The 22,197-nt window shown below is 69.8% G+C and carries 18 protein-coding genes; 2 read left to right on the top strand and 16 right to left on the bottom strand.

All coding sequences use genetic code 11. The features are described 5' to 3' along the window. Window positions 1-176: 176 nt before the first annotated feature. From tuf to Q2K20_RS04140, 13 genes are all read right to left on the bottom strand, one after another. The gene (tuf, locus tag Q2K20_RS04200) at window positions 177-1,367 is read right to left on the bottom strand and encodes an elongation factor Tu (protein ID WP_067716691.1); all 1,191 of its coding nucleotides are present in this window, start codon (window positions 1,365-1,367) and stop codon (window positions 177-179) included. Window positions 1,368-1,542: 175 nt separating this feature from the next. Further along, complete coding sequence (gene fusA / locus Q2K20_RS04195; protein ID WP_067716694.1) at window positions 1,543-3,654, bottom strand: elongation factor G; 2,112 nt, start codon at window positions 3,652-3,654, stop codon at window positions 1,543-1,545. A gap of 195 nt (window positions 3,655-3,849) precedes the next feature. Continuing rightward, window positions 3,850-4,320: a 30S ribosomal protein S7 gene (gene rpsG / locus Q2K20_RS04190; RefSeq protein ID WP_067716696.1), complete on the bottom strand. Its 471-nt coding sequence runs from the start codon at window positions 4,318-4,320 to the stop codon at window positions 3,850-3,852. Further along, window positions 4,320-4,691 (bottom strand): 30S ribosomal protein S12, encoded by a 372-nt coding sequence (gene rpsL, locus Q2K20_RS04185; protein WP_010541164.1) that lies wholly within the window; start codon window positions 4,689-4,691, stop codon window positions 4,320-4,322. The genes rpsG and rpsL overlap by 1 nt, the downstream gene beginning before the upstream one ends. A gap of 199 nt (window positions 4,692-4,890) precedes the next feature. Beyond that, window positions 4,891-5,541: a TetR/AcrR family transcriptional regulator gene (locus Q2K20_RS04180; RefSeq protein ID WP_067716699.1), complete on the bottom strand. Its 651-nt coding sequence runs from the start codon at window positions 5,539-5,541 to the stop codon at window positions 4,891-4,893. An 11-nt stretch (window positions 5,542-5,552) separates the two neighbouring features. Continuing rightward, window positions 5,553-6,686: an NDMA-dependent alcohol dehydrogenase gene (locus Q2K20_RS04175; protein WP_069388741.1), complete on the bottom strand. Its 1,134-nt coding sequence runs from the start codon at window positions 6,684-6,686 to the stop codon at window positions 5,553-5,555. A 78-nt stretch (window positions 6,687-6,764) separates the two neighbouring features. Further along, on the bottom strand, window positions 6,765-7,562 hold the full coding sequence (locus tag Q2K20_RS04170; protein ID WP_069388742.1) for an enoyl-CoA hydratase family protein: 798 nt from the start codon (window positions 7,560-7,562) through the stop codon (window positions 6,765-6,767). Between the two features lies 1 nt (window position 7,563). Next, on the bottom strand, window positions 7,564-8,745 hold the full coding sequence (locus Q2K20_RS04165; protein WP_119193299.1) for an acyl-CoA dehydrogenase family protein: 1,182 nt from the start codon (window positions 8,743-8,745) through the stop codon (window positions 7,564-7,566). Then, window positions 8,742-10,793: an acetyl/propionyl/methylcrotonyl-CoA carboxylase subunit alpha gene (locus tag Q2K20_RS04160; RefSeq protein WP_069388744.1), complete on the bottom strand. Its 2,052-nt coding sequence runs from the start codon at window positions 10,791-10,793 to the stop codon at window positions 8,742-8,744. Before Q2K20_RS04160 ends, Q2K20_RS04165 begins: the two co-directional genes overlap by 4 nt. Before the next feature lie 11 nt (window positions 10,794-10,804). Next, window positions 10,805-12,403 carry an acyl-CoA carboxylase subunit beta gene (locus Q2K20_RS04155; RefSeq protein ID WP_067716709.1) on the bottom strand — a complete coding sequence of 533 codons (1,599 nt, stop codon included), beginning with the start codon at window positions 12,401-12,403 and terminating at the stop codon, window positions 10,805-10,807. Beyond that, the gene (locus Q2K20_RS04150) at window positions 12,400-13,602 is read right to left on the bottom strand and encodes an acyl-CoA dehydrogenase family protein (protein ID WP_082923930.1); all 1,203 of its coding nucleotides are present in this window, start codon (window positions 13,600-13,602) and stop codon (window positions 12,400-12,402) included. The genes Q2K20_RS04155 and Q2K20_RS04150 overlap by 4 nt, the downstream gene beginning before the upstream one ends. Beyond that, on the bottom strand, window positions 13,599-15,422 hold the full coding sequence (locus Q2K20_RS04145) for an acyclic terpene utilization AtuA family protein (protein ID WP_067716712.1): 1,824 nt from the start codon (window positions 15,420-15,422) through the stop codon (window positions 13,599-13,601). Before Q2K20_RS04145 ends, Q2K20_RS04150 begins: the two co-directional genes overlap by 4 nt. Next, on the bottom strand, window positions 15,419-16,237 hold the full coding sequence (locus Q2K20_RS04140; protein WP_067716716.1) for a TIGR03084 family metal-binding protein: 819 nt from the start codon (window positions 16,235-16,237) through the stop codon (window positions 15,419-15,421). The genes Q2K20_RS04145 and Q2K20_RS04140 overlap by 4 nt, the downstream gene beginning before the upstream one ends. A 135-nt stretch (window positions 16,238-16,372) precedes the next feature. Between Q2K20_RS04140 and Q2K20_RS04135 the strand changes: the two genes are divergently transcribed. Continuing rightward, entirely contained in the window at window positions 16,373-17,980 is a 1,608-nt protein-coding gene (locus Q2K20_RS04135; protein WP_083249509.1) for a class I adenylate-forming enzyme family protein, read from the top strand. 10 nt (window positions 17,981-17,990) lie between these two features. Here Q2K20_RS04135 and Q2K20_RS04130 read toward each other — a convergent pair whose 3' ends face one another. From Q2K20_RS04130 to Q2K20_RS04120, 3 genes are all read right to left on the bottom strand, one after another. Further along, the gene (locus tag Q2K20_RS04130) at window positions 17,991-19,400 is read right to left on the bottom strand and encodes an acyclic terpene utilization AtuA family protein (RefSeq protein WP_269501869.1); all 1,410 of its coding nucleotides are present in this window, start codon (window positions 19,398-19,400) and stop codon (window positions 17,991-17,993) included. A 36-nt stretch (window positions 19,401-19,436) separates the two neighbouring features. After that, window positions 19,437-20,987, bottom strand: a complete 1,551-nt coding sequence (locus Q2K20_RS04125; protein WP_119193301.1) for a succinate CoA transferase — start codon at window positions 20,985-20,987, stop codon at window positions 19,437-19,439. Between the two features lie 148 nt (window positions 20,988-21,135). After that, window positions 21,136-21,567: a hypothetical protein gene (locus Q2K20_RS04120; protein WP_268098357.1), complete on the bottom strand. Its 432-nt coding sequence runs from the start codon at window positions 21,565-21,567 to the stop codon at window positions 21,136-21,138. Window positions 21,568-21,639: 72 nt separating this feature from the next. Between Q2K20_RS04120 and Q2K20_RS04115 the strand changes: the two genes are divergently transcribed. Beyond that, window positions 21,640-22,146, top strand: coding sequence for a MarR family winged helix-turn-helix transcriptional regulator (locus Q2K20_RS04115; protein ID WP_268098358.1), 507 nt, complete (start codon window positions 21,640-21,642; stop codon window positions 22,144-22,146). The last annotated feature ends 51 nt before the right edge of the window (window positions 22,147-22,197 follow it).

Below are 22,197 nucleotides of genomic sequence, written 5' to 3'. Positions count from 1 at the left end.
GGTCGCCGCAGGTAGCTCGCTCGTCGCACGAAACTCGGTCGCCTCAGATAAACCGGTCGTCCACTCCCCCGGGCACGCGTGAACCACCGCGAAATGCGGGAAGGGCGCCCCACCTGACGGTGGGGCGCCCTTCCTCGATCGACCCGGGGATTCACCCGGACCGAGCGGTCAGTGGATCACTTGATGATCTTGGTGACCTGTCCGGCGCCGACGGTGCGGCCACCCTCGCGGATCGCGAAGCGCAGGCCCTCATCCATGGCGACCGGCTGGATGAGCTCGACGCTCATCTCGGTGTTGTCGCCCGGCATGACCATCTCGGTGCCCTCGGGGAGGGTCACGACGCCGGTCACGTCCGTGGTACGGAAGTAGAACTGCGGGCGGTAGTTGTTGAAGAACGGCGTGTGACGGCCGCCCTCGTCCTTGGACAGGATGTACGCCTGGCCCTCGAACGTGGTGTGCGGGGTGTAGGCGCCCGGCTTGATGACGACCTGGCCACGCTCGACGTCCTCGCGCTTGAGACCACGGACGAGCAGACCGACGTTGTCGCCGGCCTCGCCGTAGTCGAGCAGCTTACGGAACATCTCGATGCCCGTGATGGTGGTCTTGGTGGCCTTCTCCTTGATGCCGATGAGCTCGACATCCTCGTTCACGTTGATCTGGCCACGCTCGATACGACCGGTGACGACGGTGCCACGACCGGTGATCGTGAAGACATCCTCGACGGGCATGAGGAACGGCTTGTCGGTCTCACGCTCGGGATCCGGGACGGAGTCGTCGCAGGCCTGCATGAGGTCGACGATGGCCTGGACCCACTTCGGGTCACCCTCGAGCGCCTTGAGCGCCGAGATGTGGACGACCGGAGCGTCCTCGTCGAAGTCCTGCGACGCCAGCAGCTCGCGGACCTCCATCTCGACGAGCTCGAGGATCTCCTCGTCGTCGACCATGTCGCACTTGTTCAGGGCGACGAGGATGTAGGGCACACCGACCTGACGGGCGAGCAGCACGTGCTCACGGGTCTGCGGCATGGGGCCGTCGGTGGCCGCCACGACGAGGATCGCGCCGTCCATCTGGGCGGCACCGGTGATCATGTTCTTGATGTAGTCGGCGTGACCGGGGGCGTCGACGTGCGCGTAGTGGCGCTTCTCGGTCTGGTACTCGACGTGGGAGATGTTGATCGTGATACCACGAGCCTTCTCCTCCGGCGCCTTGTCGATCTCGTCGAACGCGAACGCGTCGTTGAGGTCGGGGTAGGTGTCCGCCAGAACCTTGGTGATGGCCGCGGTGGTGGTGGTCTTGCCGTGGTCGACGTGACCGATGGTGCCGATGTTTACGTGCGGTTTGGTCCGCTCGAACTTCGCCTTCGCCACTTGGTGTCCTCCTGGACTGGTCTGTCCCCACCTGGAGGTGGGCACTGCTTTGTGTGGGATCTGATCTTACTCATCGTGCCGTGTTGAGCACGAACCGGCGGCCACCCGGAGGTTCGACCGTGCGCCGCCGGCATCGGCCCCACCCCGCCTGACGGCGGGGCGGGACCAGTACCGGTTACTCGCCGGTCGCCTTGGCGATGATCTCCTTGGCCACGCCCGCCGGAACCTCGGCGTAGTGGGAGAAGACCATCGAGTAGTTGGCCCGGCCCTGCGTCTTCGACCGGAGGTCGCCGACGTAGCCGAACATCTCGGAGAGCGGCACGTGGGCCTTGACGACGCGGGCGCCGGAGCGCTCCTCCATCGCCTGGATCTGGCCGCGGCGGGAGTTGATGTCGCCGATGACGTCACCCATGTAGTCCTCGGGCGTGACGACCTCCACGGCCATCAGCGGCTCCAGGATCACGGGCTGGCACTTACGGGCGGCCTCCTTGAAGGCCATGGAGCCCGCGACCTTGAACGCCATCTCGGACGAGTCGACCTCGTGGTACGCGCCGTCGACGAGCGTCGCCTTGACGTTGACCATCGGGTAGCCGGCGAGGATGCCGTACTGCATGGCGTCCTTGATGCCGGCGTCCACGGAGGGGATGTACTCCTTGGGCACGCGGCCACCGGTGACCTTGTCGCTGAACTCGTAGGTCTCGCCGGCTTCGACGGCCTCCTGGTCCAGCGGGCCGAGCGCGATCTGCACCTTCGCGAACTGACCGGAACCACCGGTCTGCTTCTTGTGGGTGTAGTCGAACTTGTCGATCGAGCCCTTGATGGTCTCGCGGTACGCGACCTGCGGCTTGCCGACGTTGGCCTCGACCTTGAACTCGCGCTTCATCCGGTCGACGAGCACGTCCAGGTGGAGCTCGCCCATTCCGCCGATGACGGTCTGCCCGGTCTCCTCGTCCAGCCGCACGGAGAACGTCGGATCCTCACGGGCCAGCTTCTGGATGGCCGTGCCGAGCTTCTCCTGGTCGGCCTTGGTCTTGGGCTCGATGGAGACGTCGATGACCGGGTCCGGGAAGGTCATGGACTCGAGGATGACCTGGTTGTTCAGGTCACACAGTGTGTCACCCGTCGTGGTGTCCTTCAGCCCGATGAACGCGTAGATGTGGCCGGCGACGGCCTCCTCCACGGGCATCTCCTTGTTGGCGTGCATCTGGAAGAGCTTGCCGACGCGCTCCTTCTTCCCCTTGGTCGCGTTCTGCACCTGGGTGCTCGGGTCGATGCGGCCCGAGTAGACACGGACGAAGGTCAGCTCTCCGAAGAACGGGTGCACGGCGATCTTGAACGCGAGCGCCGCGAACGGCTCGTCCTTGGACGGCTTGCGGAGGATCTCCGTCTCCTCGTCCCCGACCTTGTGGCCGTGGACCTCGCCGACGTCCAGCGGGTTGGGGAGGTAGGCGATGACGGCGTCGAGCAGCGGCTGGATGCCCTTGTTCTTGTACGCCGAACCACACAGCACCGGGTAGATCTCGGCGTTGACGACCATCTTGCGGATCGCCGCCTGGATCTCGTCCTTCGTCAGCTCCTCGCCACCGAAATACTTCTCCATCAGCGCCTCGTCGCTCTCGGCGACGGTCTCGAGGAGCTTCTCGCGGTACTCCTCGGCCTTCTCCTGCAGGTCGGCCGGGATGTCCTGCACCTGCGCCTCGGTGCCGATGTCGGTCTTGCCTGGCCAGACGAGCGCCTTCATCTCGACGAGGTCGACGACACCGTCGAACTCGTCCTCGGCGCCGATCGGGAGCTGCAGGACCAGCGGCTTCGCGCCGAGACGGTCGACGATGGTCTGGACCGTGTAGAAGAAGTCCGCGCCCATCTTGTCCATCTTGTTGACGAAGCAGATGCGGGGCACGTCGTACTTCTCGGCCTGACGCCAGACCTGCTCGGACTGGGGCTCGACGCCCTCCTTGCCGTCGAAGACGGCGACGGCGCCGTCCAGGACGCGCAGGGACCGCTCCACCTCGACGGTGAAGTCGACGTGGCCCGGGGTGTCGATGATGTTGATCTGGTTGTTGGACCAGAAACAGGTGACGGCGGCGGACGTGATCGTGATGCCGCGCTCTTTCTCCTGCTCCATCCAGTCGGTGGTCGACGCACCGTCGTGCGTCTCGCCTGCCTTGCGGTTGACACCCGTGTAGAACAGGATGCGCTCGGTGACGGTGGTCTTACCGGCGTCGATGTGCGCCATGATGCCGATGTTGCGGACCTTGTTGAGGTCGGTCAGCACGTCCTGTGCCACGGATTCTCCCGAATGTGAGTCGTCGGTGGCCCGTGCGGTCGCTGTCGACCGTCCGAACCGGGTCGGTAGTGCTGCCGGTACCTGCACGCGGGGCGTGAGGTACGGGCCTTGATCAATGATGCCACCCGGCGGGTGACAACGGGACCCTGGCCGGGGGGACGTGGATACCCACGCCCCGGCCCGGGTCCCGACGCGTCACCAGCGGTAGTGAGCGAACGCCCGGTTTGCCTCGGCCATCTTGTGGGTGTCCTCGCGGCGCTTGACCGCGGCACCCAGACCGTTGGAGGCGTCCAGGATCTCGTTGGCCAGACGCTCGACCATCGTGTTCTCACGACGCTGCCGGGAGAACGTCACCAGCCAGCGCATCGCCAGGGTCGTCGAACGACCGGGGCGGACCTCGACGGGCACCTGGTAGGTGGCGCCGCCGACACGACGGGAGCGGACCTCGAGAGCCGGCTTGACGTTGTCGAGCGCCTTCTTGAGGGTGATGACCGGATCGGTTCCGGTCTTCTCGCGGCAGATCTCCAGCGCGGAGTAGACGATGCGCTCGGCGGTCGTCTTCTTGCCGTCGAGGAGGATCTTGTTCACGAGCTGGGTGACCAGCGGCGACCCGTAGACCGGGTCGTTGATCAGCTGGCGCTTGGGGGCGGGACCCTTACGAGGCATTACTTCTCCTTCTTGGCGCCGTAGCGGGAGCGGGCCTGCTTGCGGTCCTTCACACCCTGGGTGTCGAGCGAGCCGCGGATGATCTTGTAGCGCACACCCGGGAGGTCCTTCACACGCCCGCCACGCACGAGCACCATGGAGTGCTCCTGCAGGTTGTGGCCCTCACCGGGGATGTAGGCGGAGACCTCGATACCGGTGGTCAGGCGCACACGGGCGACCTTACGGAGCGCGGAGTTCGGCTTCTTGGGGGTCGTGGTGTACACACGGGTGCACACGCCACGACGCTGAGGCGAACCCTTGAGGGCAGCCGTCGACGTCGCCGACTTCTTGTCCTGGCGGCCCTTGCGGACCAGCTGGTTGATGGTTGGCATGAACCGACTTTCTCTAGCTGGCGGCCTCCACGGGGGCGACCACCGGTCACTGGGACGTTGCTCGTATCCGGACTCTCGCGCGCCTGTCGCCGCGCACGGCCGACCATGTCAGCCGCTCTCGCTGGCCTACCGGGCACGATCGTCCAGCTCGCGCACTGCGAGCACGATGGTGAAGCCTAACCGCCGGGGGATGCAGCGGTCAAAATGGGCCGGTCGCGGCATCTCCCGCGGGCGGGGCTCCGGCCGCATCGAGGACCGTGTCCAGGGTATGGGCCCAGAATCTCACGATCTTGTCACGTCGCGCCGAGTCGTCGGACAGGACGTCCGCGAGCCCCAGCCCCCTAGCGAGGTCCAGGGTGGTCTGGAGTGCGCGCCGGATTCGCGCGTCACCCGGATCGCGACCCAGGGCGGCCGCGGCGATGGACAGGACCTCACGGGACATGTGGTTCTCGAGCGGGAGCACGCGGTCCCTGAGGGCCGGGTCTGAGGCCGCCGCGGTCCATACGTGGAGCGCGGCCTTGAACAGGTCGGACGTGTAGTGCCCGACTATGAGCCGGACCACCGCGACCGTTCGCTCGGGTCCGGGCTCGGGAAGGTCGAGGCCCACGGTCCGGACGTCCTCGAGTCGCTGTTCGATCATGTGCCCGAGCGCGGCGGTGATGAGGTCCTCGCGCGTCGGGAAGTGGTGCTGTGCGGCGCCCCGGGAGACGCCGGCGGCGGCGGCCACCGCACCCACGGTGGTCGCCGCCCAGCCCTGCGTCGCGAGGAGGTCGATCGAGGCACCGAGCAGACGCTCCCGCGTGATACGGCTCCTGTCCTGCTTGGGGGCGCGCTGCTCGGGTGCCGTCATGTGTCCTCCTGTTACCAGTCCTGTTCGTCGTAGATGATCACACCGCGGATGTTCTTGCCGTCGCGCATGTCCTGGTACCCCTGGTTGATCTCCTCGAGCCGGTACGTCTTGGTGACGAGCTCGTCCAGTTTGAGGTTCCCGGCGCGGTACTGGTGCAGCAGGTGCGGGATCTGCTTGCGCGGGCCGGTGCCACCGAAGATGGCGCCCTGCAGTGTCTTCTGCTGCATCGCCAGGTCCATGATTGACACCTGGGCGTCGACGGCCATCATGTCCCCCAGGCCCACCACGACACACCGGCGGCCCTTGCCCGTGAGGAGCAGACCGGGGAGCAGGTCTTTGCCCTCGACCACGCCCATCGTGAGGATGACCAGATCGGCCATCCGACCCCAGCTGATCTCTCCGACCAGTGCCATCGCCTCGTCCATGGAGCTGCAGGTGTGGGTGGCCCCGAACTCCTTGGCCTTCTCGCGCTTGAACTCGACCGGGTCGACGGCGACGATCGCGCGAGCTCCCGCGGCAGCCGCGCCCTGCACCGAGTTGATGCCGATGCCGCCGACGCCCACTACGACGACGATGTCGCCTTCCTTCGCCCCACCGATCTCGGTGGCCGATCCCCAGCCCGTGGCGACGCCGCAGCCCAGCAGGGCGGCCTTGTCGAGCGGGATGTCCTTCTCGATCTTGACGACGGAGGACTGGTGGACGGTCACGTACGGCGAGAATGTCCCGAGAACACACATCGAGGCGACCGGCTCGCCCGCGGTGGTGTGGACCCGGTAGGTGTCATCGCTGATCGCGCGGCCGGTCAGCAGGCCGGCACCGTTGTCACAGAGGTTCTGGAGCCCCTCTGCGCAGGGCGGGCAGGTGCCACAGGCGGGAATGAACGCCAGGACGACGTGGTCACCCTCCTCGATCCCGGTGACGCCCTCACCGACCTTGGTGACGACACCGGCACCCTCGTGTCCGCCGAGGATGGGGTAGGTCTCGAACTGCAGGTCGCCGGTGAGGAGGTGCTCGTCCGAATGGCAGAGGCCCGATGCGGCCAACTTGACCTGGACCTCACCGACCCTGGGATCGCCCAGATCGACCTCGACGACCTCCCAGCCGTCCTGCTTGGGCTCCCTGATGATGGCGGCCTTGGTACGCATGCATGTACTCCTAGTGTGAAGGGGTGATGTGGCGCTGGTGATGTGGCTCTGGTCACGTGACCAGCGCCACATCCCACGCTACTCCGTGTCGGTCGCCCAGGAGGGCTGTCTGCGTTCCAGGAACGCGGTCATTCCCTCGGCGACCTCGGGGGTCGTGAACAGACGGGCGGTGACTCCCGCCAGCTCCTCCCCACGCGCTTCGAGCTCGGCGAGCACGGGCGCCGCGAGCAGGGCCTTGTTCTCCTCGAGCCCCTGGGGTGAGCAGGGCCGGAAGGCGGCCACAAGCTCGCCGACCGCACCCTGGACATCTTCGACCGAATCGGAGAGCAACCCGATCCGCAGCGCGTGCCCGGAGTCGAACTTCTCCCCCGTCAGCAGGGCTCGAGCGAGGTCCCTCGAGTTCACGCGTGCGGCCAGGGGCACGGAGATCATCGCGGCCGCCAGTCCGAGGCGGACCTCGGTGAGCGCGAAGGACGAGGACGGACCGGCGATCGCGAAATCGCAGGCCGACACCAGACCCATTCCGCCCGCGCGTACGTGGCCGTCGACCGCGGCGATCACCGGCTTCGGGTGGGAGAGGATCGCGGACAGCACGCCCAGGAAGATCCGGGTCCGCTCGGCGGCCTGCTCTTCGGGGCTCCCCTGGTTCGCGGACGCCTCGGACAGATCCGCACCGGCGCAGAACGTCCCGCCGGCGTGCCCGAGGACGACGACGCGGGCGGTGTCGTCCCCGGCGGCCCGGTCGAGCGCCGCGTGGAGTTGCTCGATCAGGGGGGTCGAGAGGGCGTTGCGGTTGTGTTGCGAGTCCAGGGTGAGGCGGGCTGCGCCCCCATGGACCTCGTAGTGCACCAGCGTCTGGTCTTCCACCGCGCTCACCTCAGTAGCTCTTCGGCAGCCCGAGCGAGTGCTGGGCCACGTAGTTGAGGATCATCTCCCGACTGACCGGGGCGATACGGGGCAGACGCGACGCGGCGAGCATGCCGGCCAGTCCGTACTCGACCGACAGACCGTTGCCACCGAGGGTCTGGATGGCCTGGTCCACGGTGCGGGCCGAGACCTCACCGGAGGCGTACTTCGCCATGTTGGCGGCCTCGCCGGCCAGGTCGTCCCTGCCGGCGTCCACCAGGGCCGCGGCCTTGCGCATCATCAACCGCGCCAGCTCGAGTTCGATCTTGCATTGCGCCAGCGGGTGTGACACGCCCTGGTGGGCGCCGATCGGGGTCTTCCACACCTGCCGCTCGTTGGCGTACTTGGTCGCCCGGTCCATGGCGAAACGGGCGATGCCCACAGCCATGCCCGAGGCCATGATGCGCTCCGGGTTGAGACCGGCGAAGAGCATGAGCAGCGCCGTGTCGCCGTCGCCGATGAGCGCCTCGGCCGGCAGCCGGACATCGTCGAAGTACAGCTGGAACTGCCGCTCGGGGGTCCGCACCTCGGTGGGGATGTGCGTCTTGGCGAGGCCCGGGGCGTCCGTGGGCACCATCAACAAGGCCGGCTGGAGCTTGCCGCTGGTCGCGCCCTCGAGGCGGGCGACGACGAGGATGGCGTCGGCCTGGTCGACACCGGAGATGTAGGTCTTCTGCCCGCTGAGCAGGAAATCGGAGCCGTCGCGGCGGGCCGTGGTGGTGATCGCGTGCGAGTTGGATCCGGCGTCGGGCTCGGTGATCGCGAAGGAGGTGATGGTCTCACCGGAGGCGATGCCCGGCAGCCACCTCTTCTTCTGCTCCTCGGTGCCGAAGCGCGAGATGATCGTGCCGTTGATGGCCGGCGAGACGACCATCATGAGCAGGCCGGCGCCCGCCGCGGAGAGCTCCTCCTCCACGATGGCGAGCTCGGTCATCCCGGCTCCGCCGCCACCGTACTCCGCCGGCAGGTTCACGCCGAGCAGGCCGAGCTTGCCGGCCTCGGTCCACAACTCGTTGGTGGTCTCGCCGGTGTCGGACTTGTCCCGCATGTACTCGATGCCGTACCGCGAGCCCAGCTCGAAGGCCACCTGGCGGAGCTGCGTCTGCTCCTCCGTGTCGATGACGGGATTGGGGATCTGTGAGATGTCGGTCATCGTGATCGGTCCTGTTCGGTGTCGGTGTCGGTGTCGAGATCGGAGAGGACGGCGAGGACCGTTCCCGATTCGACCTGTGTGCCGACCTCCACGGGGAGCTCGGCGACGATGCCGTCGACGGCGGCGGCGATGGTGTGTTCCATCTTCATGGCCTCCATCCAGAGCAACGGCTGTCCGGCGGTGACGGTGTCGCCGACGGCGACCGCGACGCGGATGACCGCGCCCGGCATAGGTGCGAGCAGCGACCCCGCGGCGACCTCGGCGGCGGGGTCGGTATAGCGCGGCGGCTCGACGAGTGAGACGGGACCGAGCGGGGAGTCGACCTCGACGACGGTGTCCGCACCCGGGGTCTCGTAGCGGGCCACGGTGAAGACGCGACGCACTCCCCTGACCTCGAAGACGGCGGAGTCGGGGGCCACCGCCTCGACGGTGACGATCCCGGCGAGGTCTCCGTCCGGGCGGGCGCCGGAACGCTCGCGGATGTAGGCCACCTCGAACTCGTCCTCACCGTGGCGGAACGTCCGCTTCTGCAGCGTGCGCCCGACGTTGCGGAACCCGGCCTGGGCCAGCGCCACCGGTCCGGCGAGGTGGTCGGCGGTTCCGGAGACCACCGCCGCGGCCAGCGCGGAGATCGCGACGGCCTCGGGGCCGGCGAGCGGCGCGGCGAGCGACTCGGCGCCGTGGTCGTCGAGGAACGTCGTCGACAGGTTGCCGGCGATGAACTCCGGGTGCCGGAGCACGCGGACGAGTTGGGCGCGGTTGGTGACCAGACCGTGGACCCGCGCACGAGCCAGGGCACCGGCGAGGGAGGCACAGGCCTCAGCGCGCGTGCGGCCGTAGGAGATGACCTTGGCGAGCATCGGGTCGTAGTGCACTCCGATGAGGGCACCGTCGGCGCCCGGCTCGACGCCGCTGTCCAGCCGGATTCCCGGGCGGTGGGGGCCCTCGAAGCTCGAGGAGACCCCGCGGACGTCGAGCGCCCAGAGGGTTCCCGACCCCGGCGTGTAGTCGCCTGCGGGATCCTCTGCGTAGAGGCGGGCCTCCAGTGACCAGCCGTGGGTGGCCGGTGGCTCCGCGGACGGCAGCGGCAGGCCCGCCGCCACGTCGAACTGCAGGGCGACCAGATCGAGTCCGGTGGTGGCCTCGGTGACCGGGTGCTCCACCTGGAGGCGGGTGTTCATCTCGAGGAAGAAGAACTCGCCGTCGTCGGTGGCCAGGAACTCGACCGTGCCGGCGCCGGTGTACCCGATCGCGGAGGCGGCGTCGCGGGCTGCCTTGTAGAGCGCCTCCCGCATTCCCGGAGTCCGCTCGACGAGGGGACTGGGGGCCTCCTCGATGACCTTCTGGTGGCGGCGCTGGATGGAACACTCGCGCTCCCCCACCGCCCAGACGGTGCCGTGCGAGTCGGCCATGATCTGGACCTCGATGTGACGTCCACGCTCGAGGTAGCGCTCGCAGAACACCGCGTCGTCGCCGAAGGCGGACTTCGCCTCGCGCTGCGCGCCTTCGATCTCGTCGTGCAGCGAGTCGAGGGTGCGGACGATCCGCATGCCGCGACCTCCGCCACCGGCGGACGCCTTGACGAGCACCGGGAGCATGTCCTCGGTGAGGTCGGCGGGCTCGAGGTCGGTGAGCATCGGCACGCCGGCCTCGCCCATAATCTTCTTGGCCTCGATCTTGGAGCCCATGGCCTCGATGGCCGCAACCGGCGGGCCGACCCAGGTCAGGCCCGCGTCGATCACGTCGCGGGCGAACCCGGCGTTCTCAGACAGGAACCCGTATCCGGGGTGGATGGCGTCGGCGCCGGCCGCCTCGGCCGCGGCGATGACCAGATCACCGCGCAGGTAGGTCTCGGCGGGGGTGTTGCCGGGCAGGCGGACGGCGGCGTCGGCCTCGCGGGTGTGGGGCGCCTCGGCATCGGCGTCGGAGAACACGGCGACAGTGGTCATGCCGAGTAACCGCGCGGTGTGGTGGACGCGTCGGGCGATCTCGCCGCGGTTGGCCACCAGGACTGAAGTGATCGGAGTCGGGATTGATGAATTCTCCATGATTTCGTTCCTCACATCCGGAAGACGCCGAAGCGGTCGGTTCCGGCGACTTCTCCGGAGTGGATCGCGGACAGGCTGAGGCCCAGCACCGTCCGGGTGTCGCGGGGGTCGATGACGCCGTCGTCGTAGAGCATCCCCGACAGGAAGGCGGGCAGGGACTCCTTCTCGATCTGGTCGGCGATCGCGGTCTTGAGTCCGTCGATGGTCTCCTGGTCCATCTCCTGACCGCGGGCGGCGCTGGCGGCCGCGGCGACGGAGGTGACCACGTCGGCGAGCTGCTGCCCACCCATGACGGCGGACTTGGCGCTGGGCCAGGTGTAGAGGAACCGGGGGTCGAACGCGCGGCCACACATGCCGTAGTGGCCGGCACCGTAGGAGGCGGCCGTGATGAGCGACAGGTGCGGGACCTCGGAGTTGGAGACCGCGTTGATCATCATCGCGCCGTGCTTGATGATGCCGCCGCGCTCGTACTCCGACCCGACCATGTAGCCGGTGGTGTTGTGCATGAACAGCAGGGGTGTGTCGTATCGATTGGCCAGCTCGATGAACTGGGTTGCCTTCTGGGCCTCCTCGCTGAACAGCACGCCGCGCGCGTTGGCGATGATCCCGACCGGGTAACCGTGGAGCTCGGCCCAACCGGTGACGAGACTCGCGCCGTACAGCGGCTTGAACTCGTCGAAGACCGAGCCGTCGACGATCCGGGCGATGATCTCGCGCGGGTCGAACGGGATCCTGAGGTCCTCCGGGACGATCCCGAGCAGCTCGTCGGTGCCGTACAGCGGCTCCGCGACCTGGGCACGCGGGGCGCGCCCGGCCTTGGTCCAGTTGAGACGGCGGACGATACCCCGGGTCAAGCGGGCAGCGTCGGCCTCGTCCACCGCCAGGTGGTCGGCCAGGCCGGAGACTCGGGCGTGCATGTCGGCGCCACCGAGGGTCTCCTCGTCGGCGATCTCACCGGTGGCGGCCTTGACCAGCGGCGGGCCGGCGAGGAAGACCTTGGAACGTTCCTCGATCATGACGACGTGATCGCTCATGCCGGGCACGTACGCGCCACCGGCGGTGGAGTTTCCGTAGACCACGGCGATGGTGGGGATGCCGGCCTTGGACAGGCGGGTCAGGTCGCGGAAGAGCGCGCCGCCGGGGACGAACACCTCCTTCTGCGTGGGCAGGTCGGCGCCACCGGACTCCACGAGGCTGATGACCGGGATCCGGTTCTTCATGGCCACGTCGTTGAGACGGAGGACCTTGCGCAGCGTCCACGGGTTGGAGGTGCCGCCCTTGACCGTCGGATCGTTGGCGATGAGCAGGCACTCGACGCCCTCGACCACACCGATCCCGGCCACCACGGAGGCACCGGTCTGGAAGTCGGAGCCCCACGCGGCGAGCGCGCACAACTCCAGGAACGGGGACTCCGGGTCGAGGATCATGTCGATCCGCTCGCGGGCGGTGAACTTGCCGCGCTCGCGGTGGCGGGCGACCTTGCGCTCGCCACCGCCGGACAGTGCCGGCTCGAGATCCGTGGCGAGCTGGTCGAGCTTGCCCTCCATGGCCTGCCTCGCGGCACCGAACTCGGCGCTGGTGGTGTCCAGTGTGGAACGGAGGATTGTCATGCCGTGAACCCCAAACGTCGTCCGGCGAGGGTGGTCAGGATCTCGGTCGTGCCGCCCCCGATGCCCAGGAGCCGGACATCGCGGTACTGGCGGCTGACCTCGGACTCCGACATGAAGCCGAGTCCTCCGAACAGCTGCACCGCCTGGTTGGCGACCCATTCGGCGCACTCGACGGCGGTGTTCTTGGCGAAGCAGACCTCGGCGATGGCGTCCTGCCCCGACACCGCCAGGTTCACACAGTGGTGCGTGTAGGTGCGGGCGAGATCGATCCGACGGGCCATCTCGGTGACCGTGTTCTGCACGCCCTGCCGGGACAGCAGCGGGCGTCCGAAGGTCTCCCGCTCGCGGACCCAGTCCAGCGTGAGATCGAGGCAGCGCTGTGCCTGGGAGTATCCCTGGGCGGCCAGCGCGGCGCGCTCGCCGACGAAGCCGATCCCGATCTGCGCGAAGCCGTCGTTCTCCGCGCCGACGAGGTTCTCCACCGGCACCCGACAGTCGGTGAACGTCAGCTCGGCGGTGTCGGAGGCGCGCCAGCCGAGCTTGTCGAGCGGCGCCGAGATGTGGAAGCCCGGGGTGTCCGTGGGGATGACGAGCAGGCTCACACCGGCGGCGCCCTTGAGCTCCTCGCCGCCGGTACGGACGGCGGCGACGACGAAGTCGGCGCGCGTCGCGGAGGTGATGTACGTCTTGGCACCGTTGACGACGTAGTGATCGCCGTCCCGCCGGGCCGTGGTGGTGAGGTGGCCGACGTCCGATCCGCCACCGGGTTCGGTGATGGCCAGGGAGCCGATCATCTCGCCGGCGAGGGTGGGCTTGACCCAGCGCTCGATCTGTTCCGGGGTGCCGGACTGGGCCAGGTGCGGGATCGCGATGCCGCAGGTGAAGAGTGACGCGAACACGCCGCCGGACACTCCGGCCTCGTGCAGCGCCTCGCACACGATCATCGAATCGATCGCGTCGCCGCCACCGCCGCCGACCTCCTCGGGGAACGAGACCCCGAGCAGTCCCAGCTCGCCTGCCTTGCGGTGGAGCTCGCGCGGGATCGAGCCCGCGGCCTCCCACTCGTCGAGGTGGGGCAGGATCTCCCGCTCGGCGAAGCGGGTCGTGGCCTCGCGCAGCGCGAGACGCTCCTCGGAGTACCAGGGGTCGCCTGGCACATGGGGTGGGACGGCGGGGACGGTACGGCGTGGGATGGTCACTCGTTCTCCTTCGCTTGGGCCGGTGCGGCGGTCACGGGGGCGTTGATGTGGTCGGGGATGTCGACGACCCGGGAGCGGAGCCACTCCGCCAGGCCCTTGGCCTGCGGGTCCCAGCGGTAACCGTGCGCCACGCCCTTGCCGAGCAGTCCGTCGATGACGAAGTTGACCGCGCCCAGCTTCGGCAGCTCATAGCGCTCGATCGGCAACTCCGCGGCCTCGGGCAGGAGGCGTCTCAGCTCGTCGACGGTGAGGGTGTCTCGCATCCAGGCGTAGGCCTCGGCGTCACCGGCCCACAGTCCGATGTTGGCGGTGCCGCCCTTGTCGCCGGAGCGGGCCCCGAGGACGTCGCCCAGCGGGCGCCGGCGGGTCGACCCCGTCACCGGCACTGCGGAAACGAGCGGGTTGCCGTCGGCGTCCAGTCCGTCGGAGGCGTGGCCGTCGCCCATCTCCTCCGTCCTGGCGGGGGGGTCGATGTCGACCCGGGTCCCGTCGGGCAGGACCGCGATGTGCGGCACCTCGTTTTGGTCCAGGTAGGCGGGGATGTACACGCCGTACGGTCCCCCGCGGCCGGGCGGCGCGCTGGGGGTGGCGCCCGGATAGCTGGACAAGGTCATGGCGACCGCGGCATCGGAGAACGCTCGACCGACCACGTCGGAGTCCGGGTCCCAGGCGACGATGGTCATCAGCGCGGTCGCGGCGGCCTGGGTGTCGGCGTCGGGGTGGTCGGTGCGGTGCAGGCGGAAGTCCAGCTGCGCCGGCTCGCGCTCGAGCCCGGCCAGGAGCTGGCGCTCGACCAGGGCCGCCTTGTCCTCGATGTCCAAGCCCGTGAGCAGGAACGTGATCTCGTTGCGGAAGCCGCCGAGGCAGGTGACGGACACCTTGGTGGTGGGCGGTGCCGTCTCGCCCACGACGCCGGAGATCCGGACGCGGTCGGCACCCTCCTGCTCGAGCACGGCGGTGTCGAGTCGGGTGACGACGTCGGGTCCGCCGTAGCGCGCGCCGGTGACCTCGTAGAGCAGCTGCGAGGTGACGGTGCCGACGGTGACCGCGCCCCCGGTTCCCGCATGCTTGGTGATGACGGAGGTGCCGTCGGCGGCGATCTCGGCGATCGGGAAGCCGGGCTTCACCGGGTCGGCGATCTCGCCGCGGTTGAAGAAGGCGTAGTTTCCGCCGGTGGCCTGCGTGCCGCACTCGATGACGTGGCCCGCGGCGGTGGCGCCGGCGAGTGCGTCCAGGTCGTCGCGTCCCCAACCGAAGTGACTGATCGCCGGGCCGACGATCACGGACGCGTCCGTGACGCGGCCGGTGACCACGATGTCGGCCCCCGCGTCGAGGCACCGTGCGATGCCGAAGGCGCCCAGGTAGGCGTTGGCCGTGACCGGGAACCCGGCGTCCTCTGGGACGTCGAGCTCCCCGATCCGGGCGATGAGGTCGTCGCCCTCGACGTGGGCGACCTTCGCCGGCAGCCCCTGCCGATCCGCGAGTTGGCGGATGGCGTCGGCCAGCGCGGCCGGGTTGACCCCACCCGCGTTGGCCACGATCTTGACGTTCTTCTCGAGTGCCAGAGCGAGGCAGTCCTCGAGCTGGCGCAGGAAGGTCTTGGCGTAACCGAGCTCGGCGCTCTTCATCCGGTCGCGGCCGAGGATGAGCATGGTCAGCTCGGCCAGGTAGTCACCGGTGAGGACGTCGAGTTCGCCGCCGGAGAGCATCTCGCGCATCGCGGAGATGCGGTCGCCGTAGAACCCGGACATGTTGCCGACGCGCAGTGGCGCGGGGGTGGACGGTCCGGGGGTGGACGGCGTGGACGTGGACGAGGTCATGCTCGTGCTCCCTTCTCACGGCCGCTGCCGGGGAGTCCGGCGAACGCCTGGGCGATGCGGAGCCATCCCAGCGCGTCCTCGCCGTCCGCCTCCAGAGCGGTGTCGTCGAGGTGCACACGCTGGGTGACCAGCAGACAGAAGTCGAGGATCGGGCCCGTGACCCGCTGCTCGGCGTCGGCGGGGCCGAACTCGAGGACGGTGCCGTCGGCCTGTGTGAGGGCGACGTGGACCTCGGAGGCGGGTGCCTCCAGCCCGTTCATCATGTAGGCGAACGCGCGGGTCTTCCAGCCCAGACGGGCGACGTGCGGGAGGGCGCCGAGGAAAGCCGGGTCGGTGTCGACGCCCACGCCCAGGGCGTCCGCGACGTCCACGCCGTGCGCCCAGGTCTCCATGATCCGGGCGGTGGTCATGGACTTGGACCGCATGGGCGGGCCGAACCACGGGATCTTCTCCCCCGGGTCGGCGGCCTTGAGCGCGTCGGCGAGTTCGCCCCGGGCGAGGCGCCAGCGCGCGAGGACCTCGTCGCGACCGGTGGCGGCGATCTCGGCCGCGCCGGCGTCGACGAAGCCTGTGGGGTCTGACGAGGCCTTGTCCACCACGGCCTGGAAGGCTTCCGCGTCGCGGATGGCGGTGACGGAGACCTCGTCGGTCCAGGCCAGGTGGGCGATCTGCATCGCGACGTCCCAGCCCTCGGCCGGGGTATCGGTGTTCCAGCGATCGGCCCCGACGGTCTCGACGAGCTCGTCCACCCGGGCGTTGAGTGCGGCGAGGGCCGCGTGCGGATCCTCCGTCTCGGAGGGCTGGGGCTTGGTCATGGCGAGAACGATCCCACCTCCCCACGAATAAAGCAAGCGTGCTTGCTTGCTTTTGTCCGCCACCCCTGGAAGTCTTTGCCGTGGTGATCCCCGTCACTTCTGATGCGGGAGGCCCCGACCCCTTACGGAGACACCGTGCGACTAGATCTGACCGGGATCGACCCCGTCGACCACGCCCTGGCCCGCCGCTGCTCGGTGGGTGACCTCCCCACCCGGGCGGCGGCCACGTTCGCGGGCCGGACCGCCCTCACGGACGACGCGGGATCGTGGACGTATCTCGAGCTCGAGGCCGTGTCCAACCGGTTCGCCCACGGGTTGACCGCGCACGGGATCGAGGCGGAGGAACCGGTCGCGCTCCTGTCGATGAACTGCCGCGAGTTCGTCGCCACCTACTTCGGGACGGCCAAGGCGGGGATGGTCTCGCTGCCCATCAACCTCCTGTCCGGGTTGGACAACATCGAGCACGCCCTGACCGACTCGGGGACCCGCATCCTCGTGGTCCACGGTTCACTCGCGGAATTGGTGATGGGAGCGGTCGCCGCCATTCCCGCGATCCGCACCGTCGTCGTCGTCGGAGGCGTGCCCGACGGCCTGGAGGCCCCCGCCGACGGTCCCGCGCTGATCGGGTGGGACGACCTCCTGGCCGACGACGACACCAATCCCGACACGGTGATCGGCGACCGCCAGGTCGTGCAGTGCCTCTACTCTTCCGGGACCACCTCACGCCCCAAGGGCGTCCTCACCTCGCACCTCGCGGTGACCATGGCCGCGCTCGGCAACGGGGCCGTCTTCGGCCTCAACTGGGGAGCCGAGGCCTCGGTCACGGTCTGCCCGCTCCCCCTCTTCCACACCGCCGGCCTCAACGGGGTCCTGTTGTCCGCCGTCACCATGGGCGCGACCGTCCACCTCCTGCCGGGCTTCGACCCGGTCCAATACGCCGACACGGTCGCCCGGGTCCACGCCACCCACCTGGTCGGCCTGCCTCTCATGCTGGAGGCCCTCGCCGACGGCAGGGACCGCGGCCTCGACCTGTCCTCGATCCGGTTCCTGCTCTACGCCATGGCCCCGATGTCCGAGGAGATGCGCAGACGCCTGGAGTCCGCGCTCCCGGACGCCAGGATGGCGCTGGCCTCGGGGATGAGCGAGTGCACCCCGGCCACCGTGATGCAGTGGCCCGAGCTCAATCCGGACAAGTCCGACTCCTGGGGTTACCCCACCCCGATCGCGGAGAACCGGATCAGCGAACCGGGCGGTGCCGAGCTCATGCCCGTCGGCCAGGAAGGCGAGATCGTCTACCGCGGACCGACGGTGATGGAGGGCTACTGGAACAACCCCGAGGCCAACGCCGCGGCGTTCGTGGGCGGCCGCCTGCACTCCGGCGATCTGGGGCGTATCGACCGGGAGGGGGTCGTGTGGTTCGCCGACCGCGTCAAGGACATCGTCAAGTCCGGCGGCGAGAACGTCTCCTCGATGCACGTGGAGCGGGTCCTCATGGACCACCCGCACGTCGCCGAGGTCGCCTGCGTCGGGCGCCCGGACCCCAAGTGGGGCGAGCTCGTGGTCGCAGTCGTGGTGCCCGCCGAGGGCGCACCGGCCGAGGACGATCTCAAGGGCTCGGTCATGGAGTTCGGCGCGGAGCGGCTCTCCCCCTCGCACCGGCCGCGCGACGTCGTGGTGGTCGACTCCATCCCCCGCACGGCGACCGGGAAGATCCGAAAGGCCGAGCTGCGGGCGGCGCAATGACAGGGCGGGGTCAGGGGCCGACCTCCAGGAGCTCGCCGGGGATCTCCAGGCGGGCGGCGGCGAGGTCGGCTCCGAGCCCCGGCCGCAGTACCTCGCCCCGTGGCGGGCGGGCGACGAGATTGACCGCCCGGAGATTGGGCAGCAGGTAGCGCCGGATGTCCATACCGTCGAGAGCCGGGATGAGCTCACGGACCCGCTCGACGGTGAGTTCCCCGGCCAGCCAGGCGAACGCCGAGTCGTCCCAGGTCCACACCGCGATGTTGACCCCGCGGCCGACCACGCCGCGGCGCACGCTCGCGACCGAGCCCAGGACGGCGGTGACGGGCTCCCCGCCCGGGACGGCGCCCGGGGACCACGGCGTCGGTAGCTCGCCCGGCCCGATGGGCGCGGTCTCGACCGGCACCGGAACCGCGACGCGCGTGCCGTCGGGCAGGACGACCGAATGCCCCGACTCCCCCTGCGCCAGTGGGCGGGCGATCCGCACGGGCCGCCGGTCCTCCCGGGCTCCCCGGGTCATGGCGACCACCGCCACGACCGGCGGGGCCGGCTCCCCGCGCGCCCCGCTGAGGCGGACCCGGTCCGTGCCCTCCTGCGCCAGGCGGAGCGAGTCGAGCCGCAGCACCACGTCGGGAGCCGCGTAGCGGGCCCCGGCCACGCCGTCGAGGAGCTGGTCGGTGACGGTCCCGACGGTGACCGACCCGAAGGCGGACGGATGGCGCGTGACGACCGCGCAGCCGTCGTCGGCGATCTCGGCGATGGGGTACCCGCCGGTGACCGGATCGGTGGTGCGGGTGACGTCGGTGGTGGAGTCGACGACCCCGGTCGCGCCGGGGCCACCGGAGAGCACGTGCCCCACCGCGACCGAGCCGGCCAGGGCGTCCAGGGCGGACGGGGTCCAGCCGTGGTGCGCCGCCGCGGCGCCGACGACGAGCGCCTCGCGACTGACGCGCCCGGTGACGACGACGACGGCACCGGCGGCGAGCGCCCTCGAGATGCCGAACGCCCCGTGGCGCACCGTCGCGACGTCGACCTGACCGAGACCCAGATCGACCGCCCTGTCCGTCACGTCCCCGGAGTCGACGCTGGCCACAGCGATCTCGACTCCCGACTCGCGGGCCAGCTCACGCAGCGCGGATGCGAGCCCCTCCGGGTCCAGAGCGCCGGCATTGGTGACGATCCGCACTCCCCCGGCTCCGAGCCGCTCGAGACACTCGCCGATCTGGACCAGCGCCGCCGCCTCGTAACCGGGGCCGCCCGTCGCGCGCTGCCCGGCGAGTTCGAGCATCGCCTCGTCCGAGAGCATGTCGAGCGCGAGCACGTCCAGCGCCGCGGCCGCGAGGAACTCGGCCGTCGCCGTGGCACGGTCTGCCCGCGACGCCGAGACGTTACCTATGCGCAGGGGGCTCTGGGTGCTCGTCATCGATCCTCGGACTCCTAGTCGATCTGGGGCGGACGCCTACCCCAGCATGCTCCCCGTGGCAGCGAGGCGCGTGTGGAACGAGAAGGCGTCCTCGAGGATATGCGGCGTGTTGCCCGCGTCGGGACGGGCCTCGGCCCGATCGAGGTAATCGTGCAGGAGGGGCCGGAAGGCCGGGTCGGCGCACCGGTCCACGACGAGGCGCGATCGCTTGCGCGGGCTCAGCGCCCGCAGGTCGGCGAGACCGTGCTCGGTGACGATCACCTGGACGTCATGCTCCGTGTGGTCGACGTGCGGGACCATCGGGACGATCGCCGACACGGCCCCGTTCTTGGCCGTGGACGGGCTCAGGAACATCGACACGTATCCGTTACGCGTGAAGTCACCGGACCCGCCGATGCCGTTCATGATGCGGGTCCCGCCCACGTGGGTGGAGTTGACGTTGCCGTAGACGTCCGCCTCGAGCATGCCGTTCATCCCGACGATCCCCAGTCGCCGGACGATCTCCGGGTGGTTGCTGATCTCCTGCGGCCGCAGCGTGATGTGGTCGCGGTACAGCTCGAAGTTGTCCACCAACTCGGTCAGCCCGTCCTCGGACAGGGCCAACGCGGTCGCCGAGGCGTGGGCGACCGTGCCCTCCCGGATGAGCTGGAGCATCGAGTCCTGGATGACCTCCGAGTAGCAGGTCAGATCGGAGAACGACCCCGCCGCGAGCCCGGCGAGGACGGCGTTGGCCACGTTGCCGATCCCCGCCTGCAGCGGGAGGAGACTGCCCGCCGGCATCCGGCCGCCGGCGACCTCGTGCTGGAAGAACTCCAGGACGTGGCCGGCGATGGCCTCGCTCACCGCGTCCGGCTTGGTCAGGGCGCTCGCGGAGTCCCGCTGGTCGGTGGGCACCACGGCGACGACCTTGGCCGGGTCCACCTCGAGCAGCGGCTGGCCGATCCGGTCGTCGGCCCGCGACAGCATGATCGGCCTGCGCTGCGGCGGGAGCGCGGTGCCGTAGTAGATGTCGTGCATGCCCTCGACGCCGTCCGGGATCCACGAGTTCACCTCGAGGATCACCTTGTCCGCCACGTCGAGCCAGGTCTTGTTGTTGCCCACCGACATCGCGGGGACGAGCTTGCCGTCCTCGGTGATCGCGGCGACCTCCACCACCGCGACGTCCACGTCACCGTAGTGGCCCTGCCACACCTGCTGTGCCACGTGCGAGAGATGGACGTCCACGTAGTCCATCTCGCCCGAGTTGATCTTGCCGCGGGCCGTGGGCTCGCTCTGATACGGCATCCGCAACGCGATACCGTCGACCTCGGCGAGCATCGCCTCGGCCTCGCTGGCCACCGATGCACCGGTGAGCAGGTTGACGGAGAGCCTGCCACCTGCCGCCCGTACCGAACGGATGCGCTCGGCCAGGGCCGGCGCGAAGGCCTTGGGCGTGCCCGCGCTGGCGAACCCGCTGATCGCCACCGTGTCACCATCGGCGATCTGCTCCACAGCGGAGGCCGCGTCGGTGACCAGTCCCCGGAAGTGGGGATGGCGGATGCGTGAGGGGTCGTACGCGGTGCCCCGCTGCTGGACGGAGGTGCTCATACGCGGAGCCTATCGCCGGGTCGTCCGGGACCCCGACTCGCGATCCGGGCCCCACCCCCGGCCGGAGTGGGCGCCCTGCGGACCACCTCGCCGACGGCGGAGACGGGACACATCACGGCCCGCCCCTCACCGCGTCGCCCGCGGCCGCTCAGGCCAGGGTGCCGGACACGACCCGATCGGCGTCCAGCCGGACCGCCTCGAACCCGATCTCCCCTGCCGTGGTGCCCTCCGCGGGCCAGGGCGTAACGCCCCGGTCCCCCCGCTCCACCAGGACCAGGACCTCCCCGCCGTCGGGGCCGGATGCCCACACGAGGAGATGCGTGGGGCGAACGCCGTCGGAGCGGACCACGGCCCTGCCCTCGAGCAGCACCCGGCGCCCGCCCCCGCACCCTCCGGCGACCCGCTCCACAGTGGGCGGGCCGCCCGGGTCGTCGGCCCCGGCCACCGCCAACACCGCTCCCCCGCGGACGTCCGGCACCCGGCCGCCGGCGGCCGCGATCGCCTGCGCCGCGCGGTCGTGGACCCGGGGCGCCCCGGCCGTCGTCGCCACCGGCGGGGATTCAGCATCGGAATCGGCCACGGCGCCTGAACCTCCTGGTTGGTGTGGATAGACTGCCCATCATCCCACCGCCGCGTCCGACAGGAGTGAGCCTTGCCCCCCAGGACCGCCCCGATCCCCGATCGCATCGACCAGGCCCGCGCCAACTGGGAGCGAGAGGGCTGGACGGATGCCGCGCAGGGGATGACGGTGGTGACCTCCGTGATGCGTGCGCACCAAATCCTCCTGGCCCGGGTCGAGGACACCCTGCGGCCGTGGAACCTGTCGTTCCCCCGCTACGAACTCCTCCGTCTGCTGGCTTTCTCCCGCTCCGGGGCGCTGCCCATCACCAAGGCCTCGGAGCGCCTCCAGGTGCACGTCACCAGCGTCACCAGCGCCATGAAGCGCCTCCTCGACGCGGGACTCGTGGAGCGACGGCCGCATCCGACGGACGGGCGGACGACCCTCGTGGAGATCACGGCCGAGGGCAGGCAGGTGGTGGCCGAGGCGACCGCGGCACTGAACTCCGGCGTGTTCGCCGAGCCGGGGATGGACCAGAGCGAGCAGGTGGCGCTCATCGAGGCCATCGCGTCGCTGCGCCGGTCCGCCGGCGACTTCTGACCGACCCGGCCCGGCCGGCCGGCCGGGCGGGCGGGCGGGCGGGCCGCTCCC

This window comes from Dietzia sp. IN118, assembly GCF_032905965.1.
GTDB classification, from domain to species: domain Bacteria; phylum Actinomycetota; class Actinomycetes; order Mycobacteriales; family Mycobacteriaceae; genus Dietzia; species Dietzia kunjamensis.
The sequence above is the reverse complement of the archived record's forward strand: the minus strand, read 5'-3'. Positions and strand labels throughout refer to the sequence as shown.